Origin of the sequence: Klebsiella sp. C349492 (genome assembly GCF_042055345.1) — a bacterium.
Taxonomy (GTDB): domain Bacteria; phylum Pseudomonadota; class Gammaproteobacteria; order Enterobacterales; family Enterobacteriaceae; genus Klebsiella; species Klebsiella scottii.
In genome coordinates, this window is record NZ_JANQCE010000001.1 from 1,435,773 (window position 1) to 1,451,619 (window position 15,847).

The window sequence follows — 15,847 nt, forward strand, 5'->3', positions numbered from 1 at the left end:
CTCCACCTCTTTATTCATGAATATCTAAATAGCTATTTACGGCATTGCGAACTTTATTTACCCCTAAGCCGTAGATAACCTGAACGTGATGACCATTGATAATGACGCTGGCGCCACCGCTATTCTTCAGTATGCTTTCCTGAATCAAAGCGGGGTCCCGCACGTCGACCCGAAGTCGGGTAAAGCAGCTCTCGACGGAGCAGACATTCTCTTTTCCGCCCAGCCCAAGGACGACCTGTTCACCGGATGCTTTACCGGCAGGAGCGGCGCTCGCTTGCTTTTCGCCGACGGGCTCTCCCTGCTCCTGGCCCGGCGTGTTCATCCTGAAGCGGGTGATCATGAATTTACCGACAAAGTACATCGTCGCCGTTTCCATTAAGCCGAGGACCACAAAGATGGGCCAGCGCGTCAGGTGCACGCCTGCCGGAATGTTATAAACAATGAAATCGATAATGCCGTTGGTCGCACATACCCGGACGTTAAGAAGCCAGGCAAGCATCTGGAAAAATCCATCCAGCAGCGAATAAACCAGCCAGAGCAGCGGCGCGGTAAAGATAAATAAAAACTCAAAAGGCTCGGTGATGCCGACCAGAAACGAGGTCACGATCAATGGAATCAGGGTGATTTTTAATTTCTGCTTATTTTCTGCTCTGGCGGTTTTATAAAATGCCAGGGCCATGCCCGCTGTACCAAATATTTTCACCATCCCGTAGGTTAAAAAACGCGCCGAATCGCTTAACGCGCCGCCGGTATTACTGGCGATTTCAGCGAGGAAAATGGGCTTCGCGCCGACCACCGTTTGTCCCTCTATCAGCAGCTGCCCGCCGATGGAGGTAAACACAAAGGGCGACCAGATCAGGTGGTGTAATCCTGTCGGAATAAGGAAACGATTAAGGAAACCATAGAGAAACACGCCCGCCGCACCGAAGGTTTTCATTACTCCGGTGAGAGCCGATATCCCATGTTCAACAATCGGCCAGAAATAAACGGTACCGATGGCAAACAGGCCCACCAGCGGGATCATGATGATAAGCACGAGCTTACTGTTGCCATAGATGGAGAATGCGCCGCGAAACTCGATATCTACGAATCGGTTGTGGATAAACGCCACGGCACAGCCAAGAATGATGCCGAGAAACACTCCCATATCAATAACCTGGAAGCCAAAAATAAAGGTTTGGCCGCTGCCGTATAGCTGCGCATTACTGCTGCCTGCGGCCAGTCGTTGAGTGAGGGTTAGCCAGCTGTTATTCGCCGCCAGATACATAAACCAGGTCATGGATGCAACGAAAGCCGCTTCCGCTTTACGGCTTTTCGCCAGCCCGCTGGCCAGCCCCAGGCAAAAGAAAAAGCCGAGATTATTCATGATTGCCCAAAGCATACTGGAAACATATTTACCCAGTAGATAAAGCGTGCTGCTTTCGGCCACCCATATTTTATTGCTAGTGATGCTGAGCAATGCAATCAAAAGGCCAATAACCGGCAGATATAAAACTGGCCCAATCATCGCTTTTGAAAAGTCCTGTAACTTTTTAACCCCAACCATTATCGACCCCTTTACCATCCGGCGCCTGCCAGCGCCGCGGAACATGGAACTCAGCTTATGTCGGGGTCGAAATAAATCAGATCGGCAAAATCATCATTTGTGATGAAAGTCATATACCTTTGAATGGAATAGATATATATGTAAAAGCCTGTTTTTAGATGACATTTCGATATCGGTAACGGTTAATTTATTTATTTTATTATTAATCAATGAATTAAATTATAATCTCGCAGCAACTCATCCATCAGAGACATCTATAAGTGATATACAAATCAATTGCAGGTGAGCTAAAAAATCGCATCAACAGCGACGAATACGAAATCGGGGATGCGTTACCCAGCGAAAAGACGCTGGCGCAGGAGCTTCAGGCTTCGGTGATGACTATCCGTAAGGCGCTAACGCTGCTTGAAGAGGAAAAACTGATAGTCAAACGGCACGGCAGCGGCTCGTATGTGGCGCGCAAGAGCAACTATCATGGAGGGGAGCTCGATGGGTTTAACTACCAGATGCATGTCGTCGGCGTGACCAATTATCGCAATAAGGTGATTGAATTCACCATGATCAACGCCCCTCTAGCTATCGCCCAGCAGTTAAAAATTGAGCCTGGGGAAAAAGTCTATTACGTCCGACGCATTCGCCTTATCGACGACGTGCCCATTCTGATTGAAAACAGCTATATCCCGGTGGCGATTTTTCCGTGGTTAAGCATCGGCAATCTGGAAAGATCGAAATTTAACTATTTCAAGAAAGAGTGCAATATTTCCATTCTCGAGAGCCATCGTAGCTATTCGCCGGTTCTGGCAACCCGGGAACAGGCGGAGTTCCTGCAGGTGCCGCAAAACAGCCTCCTGCTGCGGGTGCAGTCGCTCAGCTATGCGCAGAATAATATCTGCGTCGATTTATCCGATATCTACCAGAATACCAACAAATACAACGTCAAACATATCACCCGCCGTTAGAGCGCCGAGCCTCAGCTGGCGGCACGCTACGGCCCCGGCAGTCCGTTTGCATTTAGTTTGTCAGCACAGAGGGGCATATGTTTCCCCCTCTGCCGCACAACGCGCCGGATGCGGTATTTGACGCCCCAGGGATCGGGGCGCCGCTTCAGCTCACCTCGTGTTTATCGATGCGGCTACGCCTCATACGCCGCGGTATGGAAATCGATCTCCCACTGCAGCACCTCGCCGTACAGCGCTGACAGCGCCTGCTTTTCGCTTTCATTAAGCGCCATCGCGCAGCGGTCCAGCTCCTCCTTCAACCAGCGGGCCTGGCGGTAAAACTCCTCTTCCGCATGCATTTCTACCCAGCGCCGGAGGTCCGCATCGCTCTGGCTGCCCCCGCTCACCCGCCGGCACCAGTGGTAGTACATCCACTCCGCGCCGAACATCAGGGTAATAATCTGTTCATAGCTCCCCTCCCGGGCTATCCGCAGCATGCCGTCGCGAAAGCGGCGCACCCCGGGCCGATCGTCCGGATAGTCGGCGGGATTAACCCGGCGCTCGGCCAGTACCTGTTCAAACCAGGCGATCTGCGTGTCCACCAGCGCATTGAGGACGCCGATCAGCCAGCGCTGCTGGCGAATATCCGGCGCCTTGCTGACGCCGAGGGCAAAAATCGCAATCGCCGTAGCGACGAAGTTGCCCTCAAAAACCAGATAGCGGTTAAATACCGTCTCCGGCAGGCGGTCCTGCTCAATATCAACCACAAAGCGGTGCTGCTGCATCGCCTGCCAGACCTGCTGATGTTCACGCAGCAGGCGCTCGCTAAACGCTTCCATTACGCATCCTCCAGCACGGACTGGGCGACCGACATAAAGTGCTTAACCCGCGCCAGATCGACATCGTTCCACCAGACGCCGTCCACCTTCATGGTGCTGGCGACGATCACTCCCTGGGTGCGTCCGAGGATCTGGCAGACGTTAGCCGGCGTCACGCCGGAGCCCACCAGCAGCGGTAGCGCGGTTGCGGCGCGGATCTCATCGATTTCCTCCGTGGTGGCGCTATCGCCAGTGCGCTGGCCGGTGGCGATCACCGCGTCGGCCTCGAAGAAGTCCACGTCGCGGGTCAGCTCCTGAATCGAACGGTCGGCCACGATTGCGTGGCTGCCGTGCTTGACGTGGCTGTCGGCAAAGACGCGAATATGCTCCGCGCGCAGCTGGCTGCGATAGCGCAGCGCCTTCGCCGCCGCCCCTTCAATAAACCCCTCGTTGGCGATATAGGCATTGGCCCACTGGTTTACGCGGACGAAATCGGCCCCCCCCGCCAGCGCGGTAGCCAGCGCCGGAATAGCGGCGTTGGCCAGCACGTTAATGCCCAGCGGCACGCCGAAGCGCTCGCGAACTTTCTCGGTAATGACCGCCATCAGCGCCGATGTTTCAGGACCGATATCCTCTGGTTTGGAAAAGGGAATATCGCCGTGGTTTTCAACAATCAGACCGTGAACGCCGCCCGCAATATAATTTTCCGCATCACGAAGCGCCCGTTCAATAATACCACCTACTGATTTACCACGATATTTAGGCGTACCAGGAAAAGGGTCGCAGTGAATCACACCAATGACTACTTTACTACGTGAAAAAATATCTTGTATTGCATTGGTCTTTTCTGCTGATATAGAAGTCATGTTATCCATCCTGTTAAGGGAACACTATGCGTGTTTACGTTATCGGTAATATTACCGTAGATGAAACCTGGTCCATTTCGGATATCCCGAAAAAAGGCGCCTCAATTCATGGTATTAAAGTTTCGCAGGATCTCGGCGGAAAAGGCGCGAATCAGGCGATTATATTATCCCGCTGCGGCATAGATACACGCTTAATTGCGGCCACGGGAAATGACAGCAACGGAGCCTGGATACGCCAGCAGCTAATAAATGAACCACTGACGCTGCTACCCACCGGACATTTCAACCAACATAGCGACACCTCGATTATCTTAAATAGCGCCGACGGCGATAATGCGATTATTACCACTACCGCCGCCGCCGATACATTTAGCCTCGATGATATTATTCCGCATCTGGCAGACGGCGCTGCAGGCGATATTTTGCTGCAGCAGGGTAATTTCTCGCTGGAAAAAACGCGGGCTCTGTTTCAGTTCGCCAAAGCGCGCGGTATGACGACGGTATTTAATCCTTCGCCGGTCAATCCTGATTTTTCTCTCCTGTGGCCGCTGGTCGATATCGCGGTCGTCAATGAGTCAGAGGCGGAGCAGCTGCAGCCGTACGGCGTGCAGACCTTAGTCATTACCCAGGGCGCCGCCGGCGCCTGGCTGGTCCGCGAAGGCCAGCGCCGTTTCTCGCCCGCCGCCGCCGTCGAGGCGCTTGATACCACCGGCGCCGGCGACACTTTTCTCGCCGTCATGCTGGCCTCCGCGCTGCGGCGCGGAGTGGCGCCGGACGCCCTGGCGCTGGCTCATGCCAGCCGCGCCGCCGCCATCACCGTGAGCCGACGGGGGACGTTCAGCGCATTCCCCGACGGCCAGGAACTCGCCGCCTTGTTAGCGACGGGCGATGCCTGAAGATTACTTAAACAACGAGCGGTAGGTATCCACGTTCGCTTTGGTCACCACCGTAGCCGGAACCAGAATGGTTTTCGGCACGGTTTTACCCGAAGCGATCGCGTTCAGCGCCTTCAGGGCCTCAGCCCCCATCTGCTCAGGGTCCTGCTGCAGCACGGCGGTAACGTAGCCGCCGTCAATGCCCGAAATCGCCTTCGCCGTCAGGTCCCAGCCGAAGACTTTAATATCCTTCTGGCGCCCCTGGTTTTCCACTGCGGCAATGGCGCCCAGCAGAGCGGGTTCGCCGGTGGCGTAGATCGCCGTCAGATCCGGGTTACCGGTAATCAGGTTTTCCGCCGCGGTCATCGCTTTATCCTGCACGTTCTGCCCGTCGACTACGTTGGCGATGGTAATTTTCGGGTTGCTTTTCAGCGTCTCTTCAAAGCCCTTCTGCCGCTGGTTCTGAATCGCCGAGTTCAAGGCGCCGACGATACCCAGCCGCGCCTGGCCGCCCATCTCTTTCTGCACGTAGTCAACGAAGTATTTACCAATGATTCTGCCTCCTTCGATATTATCCACGCCGACCTGAGCCGCCTGAGGCCCCGCCGGTAATACGGCATCGATAGCAATCACCGGAATGTTAGCGGCGGCGGCTTCTTTTACCGCTGGCATAATTCCGTTAACGTCGATGGCGGCGACGAGGATGCCTTTAACTCCTTGCTGAATATAGTTTTCAATCGCATCATTCTGCGCGACGGGATTATCGTTGGAGTTGAAAATGACTAAATCCTTTCCGCTCGCTTTGGCTGCATCCTGCGCGCCTTTATTCATCAGATTAAAAAACAAAGCCTGCTGATTAATTTGAACTAAAGCATAGGTTGGATTGGCGGCACTGGCGGAAGAAATAAAACTAAGCGATGCCAGCAGAGACGTTGCAATAGCAATAGAACGCAGTTTTCCGGTGTTAAATAACATCATCAGTATCCTCATCGGGAATAGTTGATAGCCAGCAGAGTTCCGCGCCGCGGTGCGAACGCAGAAGGATTATTTTTTGGCGGGCAAATATCGTCCAGATGGCCAGAACGATCGTCGATTGTTCGGCTGGACCTGCTTAATTTCATTCCGGCAACCGGTCCGTGTCGGTGCGCGACTGGAATGACTTAAACGGGTTTGGGAATCACTTCCCGGATGATGCGGTAAACTGCCTATACAATTCTCCGCCGATTAAATTTTGTCAAGCATTTATTTAACGTCGTTGTTGCCCGAGAAATTGCTGTATTGACCGCGCTTAACTATGTTACAGATAGCCGACTCTGGTAGAAATGGCGCAGGAAATGAGTATAAAACGCGTATTGTTATCCGATGTGGCAAAGCTGGCGGGACTGTCGAAGGCCACTTTGTCTCGCTATATGAACAACAATATTGTGCTGCCGCAGGAAACTATCGACCGCATTGAAACGGCGATCCGCGAGCTGGACTATCGCGGAAATAGCCTGGCGCGCCGCCTTAGCAAAGGGGGCAGCGAAACCCTCGGGCTGGTACTCCCCGATATTACCAACCCCTTCTTCGCCGAACTGGCCGATGCCGCCGAAGAGGCCGCCTCGGCCAGCGGCTACAGCCTGGTACTGTGCATCACCCGCAATAATCCGGAAAAAGAGTGCCAGTTCATTCGCTGGCTGGATACCTGCCAGGTCGACGGCCTGCTGTTCACCACCAACCGCCCCGATAACGGCCTGCTGCGTAAAGAGATCCAGCGTCACGAGCGCATCGTTTTGCTGGACGAGGATATTCCCGGCAGCAAGGTGCCGAAAGTCTTTGCCGATAACGTCCAGGGCGGGCGGATTGCGACGGAAAAGCTGATCGCCGCCGGGCACCGCCGTATCGCCTTCGTCGGCGGGCCGGACAAGCTGATGAGCGTCCGTGAACGCTACCAGGGATTCTGCACCGCGATGGAGCAGGCCGGTTTGAGCTGGCCCCCCGAGTGGGTAATGTACGGCGACTACCAGCGCGAGTTCGGCCAGCAGGCGCTGCGGCACCTGTTCAGCCAGCCGCTTCGCCCCACCGCCGTCTTCGCCGCCAGCGACTATCTGGTACTTGGCCTGCTCGACGGGCTGCGCGCCTGCGGGCTGCAGGCGCCGGAGGCGCTGTCGCTGGTCGGCTTCGATGACGCAAACTATGCCGATTTTACCCAGCCGCGCATCTCAACCATTCGCCAGCCCGCGCGCGAGCTGGGCCGCACCGCGGTGAGCATCATGCTGCGCCTGCTGAATAACGAGAAAGATATCCCGGCGGAAACCCGCCTGCCGGTGGAATGGATCGGTCGCGATTCGATCAAGATTTGTTAAGCGCGTCCCAAAATGGCGCAAAAGCGCCCAGTTTTGGCGCAAAAAACGTTCAACTCAAAATCTGTTGATTATAATTAGTAAACCGGTTTACTTATAAACCGTTAATAAATTCTTTCTTTTACAGAGAGTTAAGTAATGGGGCTGCTGTGTTTTTTCTGCCCTGGCACGGATGCTGCAATGTTCTAACTGGCGAACAAATATCTTAAATAGCGTTTGACCTGACCGTGCTTGTGAAAGCTCCACTCCGCAGGTAAACCGGTTTACAAGGGTGTAAGCCGTGTTGGATGGAGTTCTTTTACCCGGAAGGGCGAACATTTTCCCGGCAATAGCGATGGGAGTGATCGGATGCAGCAGCCACAAACTACCCCGCCAAGGGTAGAGATGATCAATATCACCAAGACCTACGGGTCGATACGCTCATTGCGCGGCGTGAACCTGGAGCTGGCTCCGGGCGAAGTGCTGGGCTTAGTGGGCGATAACGGCGCGGGGAAATCAACCCTGACCAAAGTGCTATCCGGGGCGGTGATCCCCACCAGCGGCACCATCCGCATCGATGGCGAACAGCACCAGTTTACCAATCCGGCGGACTCTCGCCGCTGCCATATCGAGATGGTGTATCAGGATCTGTCGCTGTGCGACACGGTCGACGTCGCGGGTAACCTGTTTATGGGCCGCGAGCCGATGAAATCGGTGCTCGGCATCCCCTTCCTCGACGAGGCCAAAATGCACGCCGACGCGCGGGAGATGCTAAAGGGGCTGGGTATTTCTATTCCCGATACCCGTCTGCTGGTACGCAATCTCTCCGGCGGCCAGCGCCAGGCCATCGCCATCGCCCGCGCGGCGGCTTTTGACCCCAAGGTGCTGATTATGGATGAGCCCACTGCCGCGCTGGCCGTTGCGGAAGTGGAAGCGGTTCTGGAGCTTATCCGCCGCGTTTCCGCTCGCGGCGTAAGCGTCATTCTGATCACCCACCGCCTGCAGGACCTGTTCCTGGTCTGTGACCGGATCATGGTGATGTATGAAGGCACCAACGTCGCCGACCGCCGGGTGGCCGACACCAGCCTGAGCGATATCGTTAACCTGATCGTGGGCGAAAAATTCACCGCCCGCTCTGCGGCTGCACACTGAGGTAACAGGATGAGTATCATGAACTTAAGCAGCTCCCGCATGATCCAGCATTCGCTGCCCCGGCGCCTGCTGCATAACCACTCGGGCGTGGTCAGCATCGCGCTGTTTTTCGTATTCTGCTGCGTGGTGTTTTCGCTCATTACCAGCAACTTCCTTACCGGTACCAACTGGCTGAATATCATTCGCCAGAGCGCCCCGCTGCTGATCGTGGCGACCGCGATGACCCTGGTGATTACCACCGGCGGCATCGACCTGTCGGTGGGCTCCACCCTCGCGCTGGTGGGCGCGCTCTCCGCCATCGCCCTCAACAGCTGGGGTTTACCGTGGCCGGTGGTGCTGCTCGGCGGTCTGCTGCTCGGCGGATTAGTCGGCGCCATTAACGGCTTCTTTATTGCCTATGAAGGCATTCCGGCGTTTATCGTCACCCTCGCCACCCTGGCCGTTGTTCGTGGCATCGCGCTGCTGGTGACCCAGGGCTATTCGATTCCGGTTCCCGCCGACAGCCTGTTTACCTTTATCGGGCGCGCCTGGGTCGTGGGTATCCCCATGCCGGCGCTGATCGGCGTTATGGTTCTGGTTATCGGGCATATCGTGCTGAATCATATGCGCTTTGGCCGCTACGTTACGGCTATCGGCGCCAACGCCGAGGGCGCGCGGCGCAGCGGGATTAACACCAAAGCGGTGACTATGAGGGTGTACATCATCAGCGGAATGGCCGCCGCGCTGGCCGGAATGATTATTACCGCGCGCCTCGGCAGCGGCTCATCCAACCAGGGGGAAGGCTTCGAACTGCAGGTGATTGCCGCCGTGGTCCTCGGCAGCACCAGCCTGTTTGGCGGCTTCGGCACCATTATCGGCACGCTGCTCGGCGCGCTGTCGATTGCGGTTATCCAGAACGGGCTGATCCTGTCGCATATCTCGCCGTTCTACACCCAGATAGCCACCGGCACCATTATCCTGCTGGCTATCTGGCTGAACACCCGCATTCTTAACCCCACGCGATCTGCGGCGAAAGGATAGCTCATGAAAGGATCAATTTTTCGCCACCCTACTCCGCTGCCGGTCGGCGTCAGCAGCGGCTACGTAATGACGGTGCTCGGCCCGCTGCCGGTCAGCGAGATGGGCGTCACGCTGATGCATGAGCATATCCTGCTGGATGCCTCCGGCAAGTGGGTACCGCCCTGCTGCTGCAGCGATCGCCATCTTGCCGAAATGCCGGTGAAGATGGAAAACCTCGGCGAGCTGTCGCTGAATCCGCTGATCAGCCGCGATAACTGCCAGCTGTTTGACGTCGACGTGGCGATCGAAGAGCTGACCAAATATCGTGCCCTGGGCGGGGAAACGGTGGTCGACCCGACCAATATCGGCATCGGCCGCGATCCGCAGGCGCTGGCGCGCATCGCGCGTCTGACCGGGCTGAACATTATTATGGGCACCGGCTTCTATCTCGAGCCGTCGCATCCCGAGTGGGTGAAGAGCAGCAGCGTCGAACGGCTGACCGAGCGGCTGATCTACGACGTCGGCGGCGCGGAGGAGAAGCCGGAGATTGTCGCCGGGCTGATCGGCGAGATCGGCGTCTCCAGCCGCTTTACCGCGGATGAAGAGAAGTCCCTGCGCGCGGCGGGCCGGGCCAGCGCCGCGACCGGCGTGCCGATCGAGGTCCACCTGCCGGGCTGGGAGCGTCTGGGCCATCGGGTGCTGGATATTCTCGAACAGGAAGGGGCCGATCTGCGCCATACGGTGCTGTGCCATATGAATCCCAGCTTTGCCGACAAGCGCTATCAGCGCGAGCTGGCGCAGCGCGGAGCGTTCCTCGAATACGACATGATCGGCATGAGCTACTACTACGCCGATGAGTCGGCGCAGTCGCCCTCCGACGAGGAGAACGCCCGCGCCATCCGGGAGCTGATTGACGACGGCTATATCCAGCAGATTTTGCTGTCGCAGGACGTTTTCCTGAAGACCATGCTCACCCGCTACGGCGGCCACGGTTACGGCTACATACTCAAGCATTTCGTTCCCCGCCTGCGGCGCCACGGCGTCAGCGGCGAACAGCTTGAAACCCTGATGATTGGCAATCCCCAGCGGGTATTTGGCGGATAAAAAGGAAAGTTATAATGAAGAAGAAAGTTTTACTGGTCGGTGAATCCTGGACCAGCACCTCAACGCACGTTAAAGGCTTCGATCAGTTTGCTACCGCTACCTGGCACAACGGCGCGACGGATTTCCTGGCCGCACTGGCCGATAGCCACTATGCCATCACCTATATGCCGGCCCACGCGGCGGCAACCGAGTTCCCGCTGACGCAGGAGGAACTGCAGCAGTGGGATGCGATTATCCTGTCGGATATTGGCGCCAACACGCTGCTGCTGCACCCGGACACCTGGCTGAAAAGCCGCCGTACCGCCAACCGTCTGACGCTGCTGCATGACTACGTTGCTGCCGGCGGCTCGCTGATGATGATTGGCGGCTATTACAGCTTCCAGGGGATTAACGGCAGCGCGCGCTATCGCCATACCGCGGTGGAGAAAGTTCTGCCGGTGCGCTGCCTGGCGTGGGACGATCGCATTGAAACCCCGGAGGGCTGCTATGCCGAAGTGACCGAATCCCACGCGCTGTTTAACGATATTCCGGGCGAGTGGCCGTGGCTGCTGGGCTATAACGAAGTGGAAATGCACCCGGAAGGCAGGCTGCTGGCTACCGTTGCCGGCACCGGGCATCCGCTGCTGGCGGTGCGCGAATATCAGCAGGGGCGTTCGCTGGTGTGGACCAGCGATATGTCCGCACACTGGCTGCCCGAGGAGTTTGCCAAATGGCCCGGCTATCGCCAGCTGTGGATTAACTGCCTCGACTGGCTGACGGAACGCGGCTGATGGCGACCACCACCCTCGAACTGGCCCGGCATCTGCTGGGCTTTAACACCATCAATCCGCCGGGAAACGAAGCCGACTGCATGCGTTTTTTTGCCGACTGGCTTCGCGATAGCGGCTTCGAGATTTCGCTGTCGTCGTTCGGCGAAGGGCGCAGCAATCTGATTGCTCGTCTGCCGGGAGCGGCGCCCGGTAAACCGCTGGCCTTTACCGGCCATCTGGATACCGTTCCGCTCGGCAATGCGCGGTGGCGGTATGACCCCTTCGGCTCGCAGATCGAGAACGGGCGTCTTTACGGACGAGGCTCCAGCGATATGAAAGCGGCGATAGCGGCGTTCGCCGTCGCCTGCGTCCGGCGGCGGGAGGAGATCCTCGCCGGACTCGGCGCGGTGCTGCTCATCACCGGCGGGGAAGAAACCGGCTGCGACGGCGCGCGGGCGCTGATCGAGTCCGCTCCGCTGCCGGAGATCGGCGCGCTGATCGTCGGCGAACCCACCGCCAACTACCCGGTTATCGGGCATAAAGGGGCGCTGTGGCTGCGCGCGGAAACCCGGGGGAAAACCGCCCACGGGGCGATGCCGGAGCTGGGGATTAATGCTATCTATCTGGCGGCGGATGCCCTGGGTAAGATCCGCCATTTTTCGCCGGGTGCGCCGCATCCGCTGATGAAGCAGCCCACGCTGAACGTCGGGCGCATTGAGGGCGGGCTAAATATTAATTCCGTGCCGGACCGAGCGCGTTTTGATGTGGATATCCGCAGCGCGCCCAATTTACAGCACGCCACCATTCGACAGCGGCTGAGCTCGCTGCTTGGCGAGAGCGTGACGCTCTCCACGCTGGTCGATCTGCCCGCGGTGCTGAGCGAAGAGAGGCATGCATGGATAGCGCAGATTTATCGGCGCTGCCAGCCGCTGCACGACAGGCCGCTGGAGCCGCGCGTTGTGCCCTACTTTACCGACGCCTCCCTGCTGCTGCCCGCGCTGGATAATCCGCCCTGCATTATTCTCGGCCCCGGCGAACCGTCGATGGCCCACCAGACCGACGAGTACTGCCTGCTCAGCCGGCTGGACGAGGCTGAGCGGCTGTACGGGGCGATTATCGACGACTGGATGGACTAACGGCGCCAAAACGCTGCCCGCCCCTTCCGGATAAAGGCGGATTTTTTACTAAATAATCATCAGGGGCCGCCCTGCCCCTGCATCAGCCAGCTCCGCAAGGAAAGCGCAGCCGGCGCGGATGCCGAACGCGGTTTATCAAATAGCCTGCCCAGCGCCGGAGGCCGGCGTTAATGACCCGGCGGAGCGCGGGTAAATAAGGTCTGGTCACGCGCCGCAAAAGTTTCAATTTCACCCCGAGGGGAAATATTATATCTTCATCAATCATCTGGCACCGCCCAGCCGCGTAGCTCCAGCACCGCCCAGCGCTATGCTATTCATTGATTAACAATATTGAGGTTGATCATGCAGCATCTTGTCAGATTTGGTCGTATAGCCGCCGTGTTACCCGTTAAAAACATCATGATTGCCAAAGAGTTCTATATCAACGGGCTGAACTTCAAGGCCGTTTTTGAAAACGGAGATCCGCTGGGTTTTATGATAATAAAGCGTGAAGAGGCTGAGCTACATTTGACTCTCCAGCCGCGGCACAAAGCGTCCTCGTGGCCTGTCGCACATCTTCTGGTTGATGATGCAAATGCCCTGTACGCCCGTTGTCAGGAAATTGGCGCCAGGATTATTAAAGGCCTGGAAGATAAAGATTATGGTATTCGGGCATTTGTTTTCGCCGACCCGGATGGAAATCGTATCGATGTTGGGCAGATCCTGCAGAAGTAATTAAGGTCGGTTTTATAGCCAACCCCCATATGTCCTTATACCGGTAATTTTCCACCGCCATAATAGCGTCGCTGTCGCCATCCCGTCTGCGACGCTAATATGCCGGGCGCTTATCTTACTGCTTCAGCTTTACTTCCTGCGGTGGTAGCATTTTAAGGCTTTCTTTCCATAAGGACTTTAAATGAGCATCATTTATGTAGTTGTTTTAACTTATATAAAACCACTCGAAGAAGTTGATTCTCAAATACCTGCACATGTTGAGTGGCTTAAACAAGGCTACTCCGATGGCGTGTTTCTGGCATCAGGAAGAAGAATTCCCCGTAATGGCGGCGTCATACTTGCAAAATCTGACAGCCTCGAATCTCTGGAAGAACGTCTCAGCCAGGACCCATTCCAAAAATTAAAAATAGCTAAAGCGGAAATTATTTCCTTCGATGCCAGTATGAAGGCTCCGCTGCTCGAAAATATTTTCTGACTTTACATCGGCTCAGTAGCTCATATTGAGCCGCCCATAACGGAACATTCCCCAGTTTGAATCGCCGCCGGCGCCTGACTATGCGGAAAACACCGGTCATAAAGAGAGCAAGCAACGCGTTTCATCTCCGTCAGGCAGCAATCAGGTGAAAAGTGATGTTGATGCGGGGCCGGGATACTTTCGGACTGACGAAGTGCAGAGATTCAGGAAAGGAATCGCTGCCAGGCCCCGCTGTGGCGGTAAACTATTTATGCAGGGATAAACCCTTTATAACCTTATCCACCGCTTTTTTATGGCCGCGGATACCGATACCGACGAAGTCCAGATTATCCGCATCGGCGGCCATAAATACTTCGCGATTTGCCTCATCATGCCCGGTGGAGAACATGGCATGAATATAAGGAATGATGGTCACTTCCCGCTCCAGCGCCTTACGGTGAACCGCCTGCAGTTTTTCAAGGTCCGCTTCAAAAATCAGCATGGGCTGGCCGGACATGTTGCCATAATGCCGGCCTAGCGAATCGACGTAAGGTTTACCCATAATTTCCGGAGCCGCAGAAGCAATTCCCGTAGCCAGAAATGCCACAACATTCAGGCGCTGCCAGTCAGGTAAGTCATCTCTCACGATAAATGCAATTTTGGTGTCAAACGTCATTCAAATATTCCCGTCTTTAACTACGAAGCAGGCATGTTCACATGACGGCGGAATATCAGTATAGAACGTTTGAGCAGTGATTCTGGAATGCCGCAGGAGACATGCGGTAAGCGCGTCTGAACCAGCGGCCTAAATGACTTTGGTCGGCGAACCCCGTCTGCGACGCCACCAGCGACGGAGCAAATCCTCGGGCCAACAGCCCGCGCGCGGTGCGAAGGCGTAGCCTGACAAGATAGGCATGAGGCGACTGACCGAATGCAGCCTTGAACTGGCGGCTTAAGCGAAAGCGATCGATACCGCTGACCTTTGCCAGCTCATCAAGTCCGGGATTTCTTGCCAGATGCTCATACAAATAATCCCTGACCCGGTTCATTTTGATGCAAGAGTCGGTCAGCTCTTCCGAGGGCTTCAGTTCGACATGGGGTGTGAGGTGAGCCAGCAATCTGTCCAGACTTTCATCCCGCGCAAGCCTCCCCTCGCCGTTGTGTAGCGCATCAAAAGCCCGGGAGATCGACGCAATTAACGCGCGGTCATCCGTGAGGGTATGGCGAAAAGCCGCCTGTATTAGCGAAATATCCCCCATACCACGCTGGCGGAAGCTGTCCGACACCCACTGTTGCGGAATATACAACATGGAATACGTGAAGCCATCGCGTTGGGCGGCGTAACCATCATGCACAGCGCCGGGCTCGATGAGGATGGCCTTGCCCGGCGTGCTGGTATGTACCGTGCGATGGCAGCTGAAGCGCTGTGAACCCTGCAGGGTTACGCCCAGAAGTAGCTCTTCATGATCGTGGCTATCATAGGCGTGACCCGTAAAGTGGGCGTTAACGCTTTCGATGCCCGTTTCGGCATCACGACGAAAATCGAGCCAGTCTCCAGGCATCGCCTGCTCAGCAACTTCTGACATAACCACGCTCTGACAAAGATCGACGGAGAATCAGCCTGACTGCCTGCATTATTAGATGTTGTCCTGTTCAAATTCGGCTGCCACAAGACGGGACAACAGGTCCTGCAGCGTCGCCGCCTCCGCCTTCCCAAGTTTTTGTTCAAACTGCTGCTGCGCCTGCGCCCAGCTGGCATCCGACTCGCCGAGTTTTTCCCTGCCGGCCGGAGTCAGTGACACCAGACGCGAGCGCCCATCGGAGGGGTCTGCGTCGACGCTTATCAGGCCATCCCGCTGGAGAGGTTTGAGCGTATGGGCAAGTCCTCCCCGATCCATGACCAGGGCCTCAGCCAGATGGCTGACCGACAGGCTGCCAGCTCGCCGCAGCTGGGCCAGAATCGCCCTCTGGGTGGTCTTGAGCCCGCTTTCAGCCAAAATACTGTCGTAATATTGCGACAGACGTCGGGAGGCTTTGCGCAAGGTAGTGCAGTGACAACTTACACCAGACGACGCGCCGATACCCTCATTCTGAGACATACATCCCCTTCCTGATTAACGTTGACGTCTTGATTTTACCAGCATATGCTGATATTGCAAATAAGAGCATATGCAC

General features: G+C 56.3%; 17 protein-coding genes. 10 read left to right on the top strand and 7 right to left on the bottom strand.

Translation table 11 applies throughout. From position 1 onward, the window contains the following. Nucleotides 1–10: 10 nt before the first annotated feature. A complete protein-coding gene (locus NWP14_RS06740) occupies nt 11–1,546 on the bottom strand; it encodes a PTS transporter subunit EIIC (protein WP_375215021.1) in 1,536 nt (511 codons plus the stop codon). 260 nt (nt 1,547–1,806) lie between these two features. Between NWP14_RS06740 and NWP14_RS06745 the strand changes: the two genes are divergently transcribed. Further along, nucleotides 1,807–2,505 (top strand): GntR family transcriptional regulator, encoded by a 699-nt coding sequence (locus NWP14_RS06745; RefSeq protein ID WP_095096755.1) that lies wholly within the window; start codon nt 1,807–1,809, stop codon nt 2,503–2,505. 173 nt (nt 2,506–2,678) lie between these two features. On the opposite strand, the gene NWP14_RS06750 is transcribed toward NWP14_RS06745, so the two are convergent. Together NWP14_RS06750 and NWP14_RS06755 are read right to left on the bottom strand one after the other, a co-directional pair. Further along, nucleotides 2,679–3,323, bottom strand: coding sequence for a TenA family protein (locus NWP14_RS06750; protein WP_375215022.1), 645 nt, complete (start codon nt 3,321–3,323; stop codon nt 2,679–2,681). Next, the gene (locus NWP14_RS06755; RefSeq protein ID WP_375215023.1) at nt 3,323–4,168 is read right to left on the bottom strand and encodes a BtpA/SgcQ family protein; all 846 of its coding nucleotides are present in this window, start codon (nt 4,166–4,168) and stop codon (nt 3,323–3,325) included. Before NWP14_RS06755 ends, NWP14_RS06750 begins: the two co-directional genes overlap by 1 nt. A gap of 26 nt (nt 4,169–4,194) precedes the next feature. Between NWP14_RS06755 and NWP14_RS06760 the strand changes: the two genes are divergently transcribed. Beyond that, complete coding sequence (locus NWP14_RS06760) at nt 4,195–5,064, top strand: ribokinase (RefSeq protein ID WP_375215024.1); 870 nt, start codon at nt 4,195–4,197, stop codon at nt 5,062–5,064. Between the two features lie 3 nt (nt 5,065–5,067). Here the strand turns inward: NWP14_RS06760 and NWP14_RS06765 are convergent, their stop codons facing one another. After that, nucleotides 5,068–6,021: a substrate-binding domain-containing protein gene (locus NWP14_RS06765; RefSeq protein WP_095096744.1), complete on the bottom strand. Its 954-nt coding sequence runs from the start codon at nt 6,019–6,021 to the stop codon at nt 5,068–5,070. A 344-nt stretch (nt 6,022–6,365) separates the two neighbouring features. Between NWP14_RS06765 and NWP14_RS06770 the strand changes: the two genes are divergently transcribed. The 8 genes from NWP14_RS06770 to NWP14_RS06805 all read left to right on the top strand — a co-directional run bounded on the left by NWP14_RS06770 (nt 6,366) and on the right by NWP14_RS06805 (nt 13,693). After that, nucleotides 6,366–7,388: a LacI family DNA-binding transcriptional regulator gene (locus NWP14_RS06770; protein WP_095096741.1), complete on the top strand. Its 1,023-nt coding sequence runs from the start codon at nt 6,366–6,368 to the stop codon at nt 7,386–7,388. Nucleotides 7,389–7,769: 381 nt separating this feature from the next. Then, a complete protein-coding gene (locus NWP14_RS06775) occupies nt 7,770–8,516 on the top strand; it encodes an ATP-binding cassette domain-containing protein (RefSeq protein WP_161795676.1) in 747 nt (248 codons plus the stop codon). 18 nt (nt 8,517–8,534) lie between these two features. Then, the gene (locus tag NWP14_RS06780; RefSeq protein ID WP_189339824.1) at nt 8,535–9,536 is read left to right on the top strand and encodes an ABC transporter permease; all 1,002 of its coding nucleotides are present in this window, start codon (nt 8,535–8,537) and stop codon (nt 9,534–9,536) included. Nucleotides 9,537–9,539: 3 nt separating this feature from the next. After that, nucleotides 9,540–10,619, top strand: a complete 1,080-nt coding sequence (locus NWP14_RS06785; RefSeq protein ID WP_241721710.1) for a phosphotriesterase — start codon at nt 9,540–9,542, stop codon at nt 10,617–10,619. Nucleotides 10,620–10,633: 14 nt separating this feature from the next. After that, a complete protein-coding gene (locus tag NWP14_RS06790) occupies nt 10,634–11,389 on the top strand; it encodes a glutamine amidotransferase (protein ID WP_375215025.1) in 756 nt (251 codons plus the stop codon). Beyond that, nucleotides 11,389–12,504, top strand: coding sequence for a M20 family metallopeptidase (locus NWP14_RS06795; RefSeq protein ID WP_375215026.1), 1,116 nt, complete (start codon nt 11,389–11,391; stop codon nt 12,502–12,504). Before NWP14_RS06790 ends, NWP14_RS06795 begins: the two co-directional genes overlap by 1 nt. 342 nt (nt 12,505–12,846) lie before the next feature. Next, the gene (locus NWP14_RS06800) at nt 12,847–13,218 is read left to right on the top strand and encodes a VOC family protein (protein ID WP_095096723.1); all 372 of its coding nucleotides are present in this window, start codon (nt 12,847–12,849) and stop codon (nt 13,216–13,218) included. A 181-nt stretch (nt 13,219–13,399) separates the two neighbouring features. Next, the gene (locus NWP14_RS06805; protein WP_375215027.1) at nt 13,400–13,693 is read left to right on the top strand and encodes a YciI family protein; all 294 of its coding nucleotides are present in this window, start codon (nt 13,400–13,402) and stop codon (nt 13,691–13,693) included. A 244-nt stretch (nt 13,694–13,937) separates the two neighbouring features. Here NWP14_RS06805 and NWP14_RS06810 read toward each other — a convergent pair whose 3' ends face one another. The 3 genes from NWP14_RS06810 to NWP14_RS06820 are packed head-to-tail and all read right to left on the bottom strand — an operon-like array spanning nt 13,938 to nt 15,771. After that, complete coding sequence (locus NWP14_RS06810) at nt 13,938–14,348, bottom strand: DUF2000 domain-containing protein (RefSeq protein ID WP_133597636.1); 411 nt, start codon at nt 14,346–14,348, stop codon at nt 13,938–13,940. 55 nt (nt 14,349–14,403) lie between these two features. Then, nucleotides 14,404–15,258 carry an AraC family ligand binding domain-containing protein gene (locus NWP14_RS06815; protein ID WP_375215028.1) on the bottom strand — a complete coding sequence of 285 codons (855 nt, stop codon included), beginning with the start codon at nt 15,256–15,258 and terminating at the stop codon, nt 14,404–14,406. A 51-nt stretch (nt 15,259–15,309) separates the two neighbouring features. Further along, nucleotides 15,310–15,771: a MarR family winged helix-turn-helix transcriptional regulator gene (locus tag NWP14_RS06820; protein ID WP_375215029.1), complete on the bottom strand. Its 462-nt coding sequence runs from the start codon at nt 15,769–15,771 to the stop codon at nt 15,310–15,312. Nucleotides 15,772–15,847 lie beyond the last annotated feature (76 nt).

Excerpts from the sequence above, each read along its gene's own strand:
- NWP14_RS06780 (WP_189339824.1), top strand. The coding sequence starts at position 8,535 with ATGAACTTAAGCAGCTCCCGCATGATCCAGCATTCGCTGCCCCGGCGC.
- NWP14_RS06765 (WP_095096744.1), bottom strand. The coding sequence starts at position 6,021 with ATGATGTTATTTAACACCGGAAAACTGCGTTCTATTGCTATTGCAACG.
- NWP14_RS06800 (WP_095096723.1), top strand. The coding sequence starts at position 12,847 with ATGCAGCATCTTGTCAGATTTGGTCGTATAGCCGCCGTGTTACCCGTT.
- NWP14_RS06740 (WP_375215021.1), bottom strand. The coding sequence starts at position 1,546 with ATGGTTGGGGTTAAAAAGTTACAGGACTTTTCAAAAGCGATGATTGGG.
- NWP14_RS06775 (WP_161795676.1), top strand. The coding sequence starts at position 7,770 with ATGATCAATATCACCAAGACCTACGGGTCGATACGCTCATTGCGCGGC.
- NWP14_RS06820 (WP_375215029.1), bottom strand. The coding sequence starts at position 15,771 with ATGTCTCAGAATGAGGGTATCGGCGCGTCGTCTGGTGTAAGTTGTCAC.
- NWP14_RS06770 (WP_095096741.1), top strand. The coding sequence starts at position 6,366 with ATGGCGCAGGAAATGAGTATAAAACGCGTATTGTTATCCGATGTGGCA.
- NWP14_RS06760 (WP_375215024.1), top strand. The coding sequence starts at position 4,195 with ATGCGTGTTTACGTTATCGGTAATATTACCGTAGATGAAACCTGGTCC.
- NWP14_RS06810 (WP_133597636.1), bottom strand. The coding sequence starts at position 14,348 with ATGACGTTTGACACCAAAATTGCATTTATCGTGAGAGATGACTTACCT.
- NWP14_RS06750 (WP_375215022.1), bottom strand. The coding sequence starts at position 3,323 with ATGGAAGCGTTTAGCGAGCGCCTGCTGCGTGAACATCAGCAGGTCTGG.
- NWP14_RS06785 (WP_241721710.1), top strand. The coding sequence starts at position 9,540 with ATGAAAGGATCAATTTTTCGCCACCCTACTCCGCTGCCGGTCGGCGTC.
- NWP14_RS06805 (WP_375215027.1), top strand. The coding sequence starts at position 13,400 with ATGAGCATCATTTATGTAGTTGTTTTAACTTATATAAAACCACTCGAA.
- NWP14_RS06815 (WP_375215028.1), bottom strand. The coding sequence starts at position 15,258 with ATGTCAGAAGTTGCTGAGCAGGCGATGCCTGGAGACTGGCTCGATTTT.
- NWP14_RS06755 (WP_375215023.1), bottom strand. The coding sequence starts at position 4,168 with ATGACTTCTATATCAGCAGAAAAGACCAATGCAATACAAGATATTTTT.
- NWP14_RS06795 (WP_375215026.1), top strand. The coding sequence starts at position 11,389 with ATGGCGACCACCACCCTCGAACTGGCCCGGCATCTGCTGGGCTTTAAC.
- NWP14_RS06790 (WP_375215025.1), top strand. The coding sequence starts at position 10,634 with ATGAAGAAGAAAGTTTTACTGGTCGGTGAATCCTGGACCAGCACCTCA.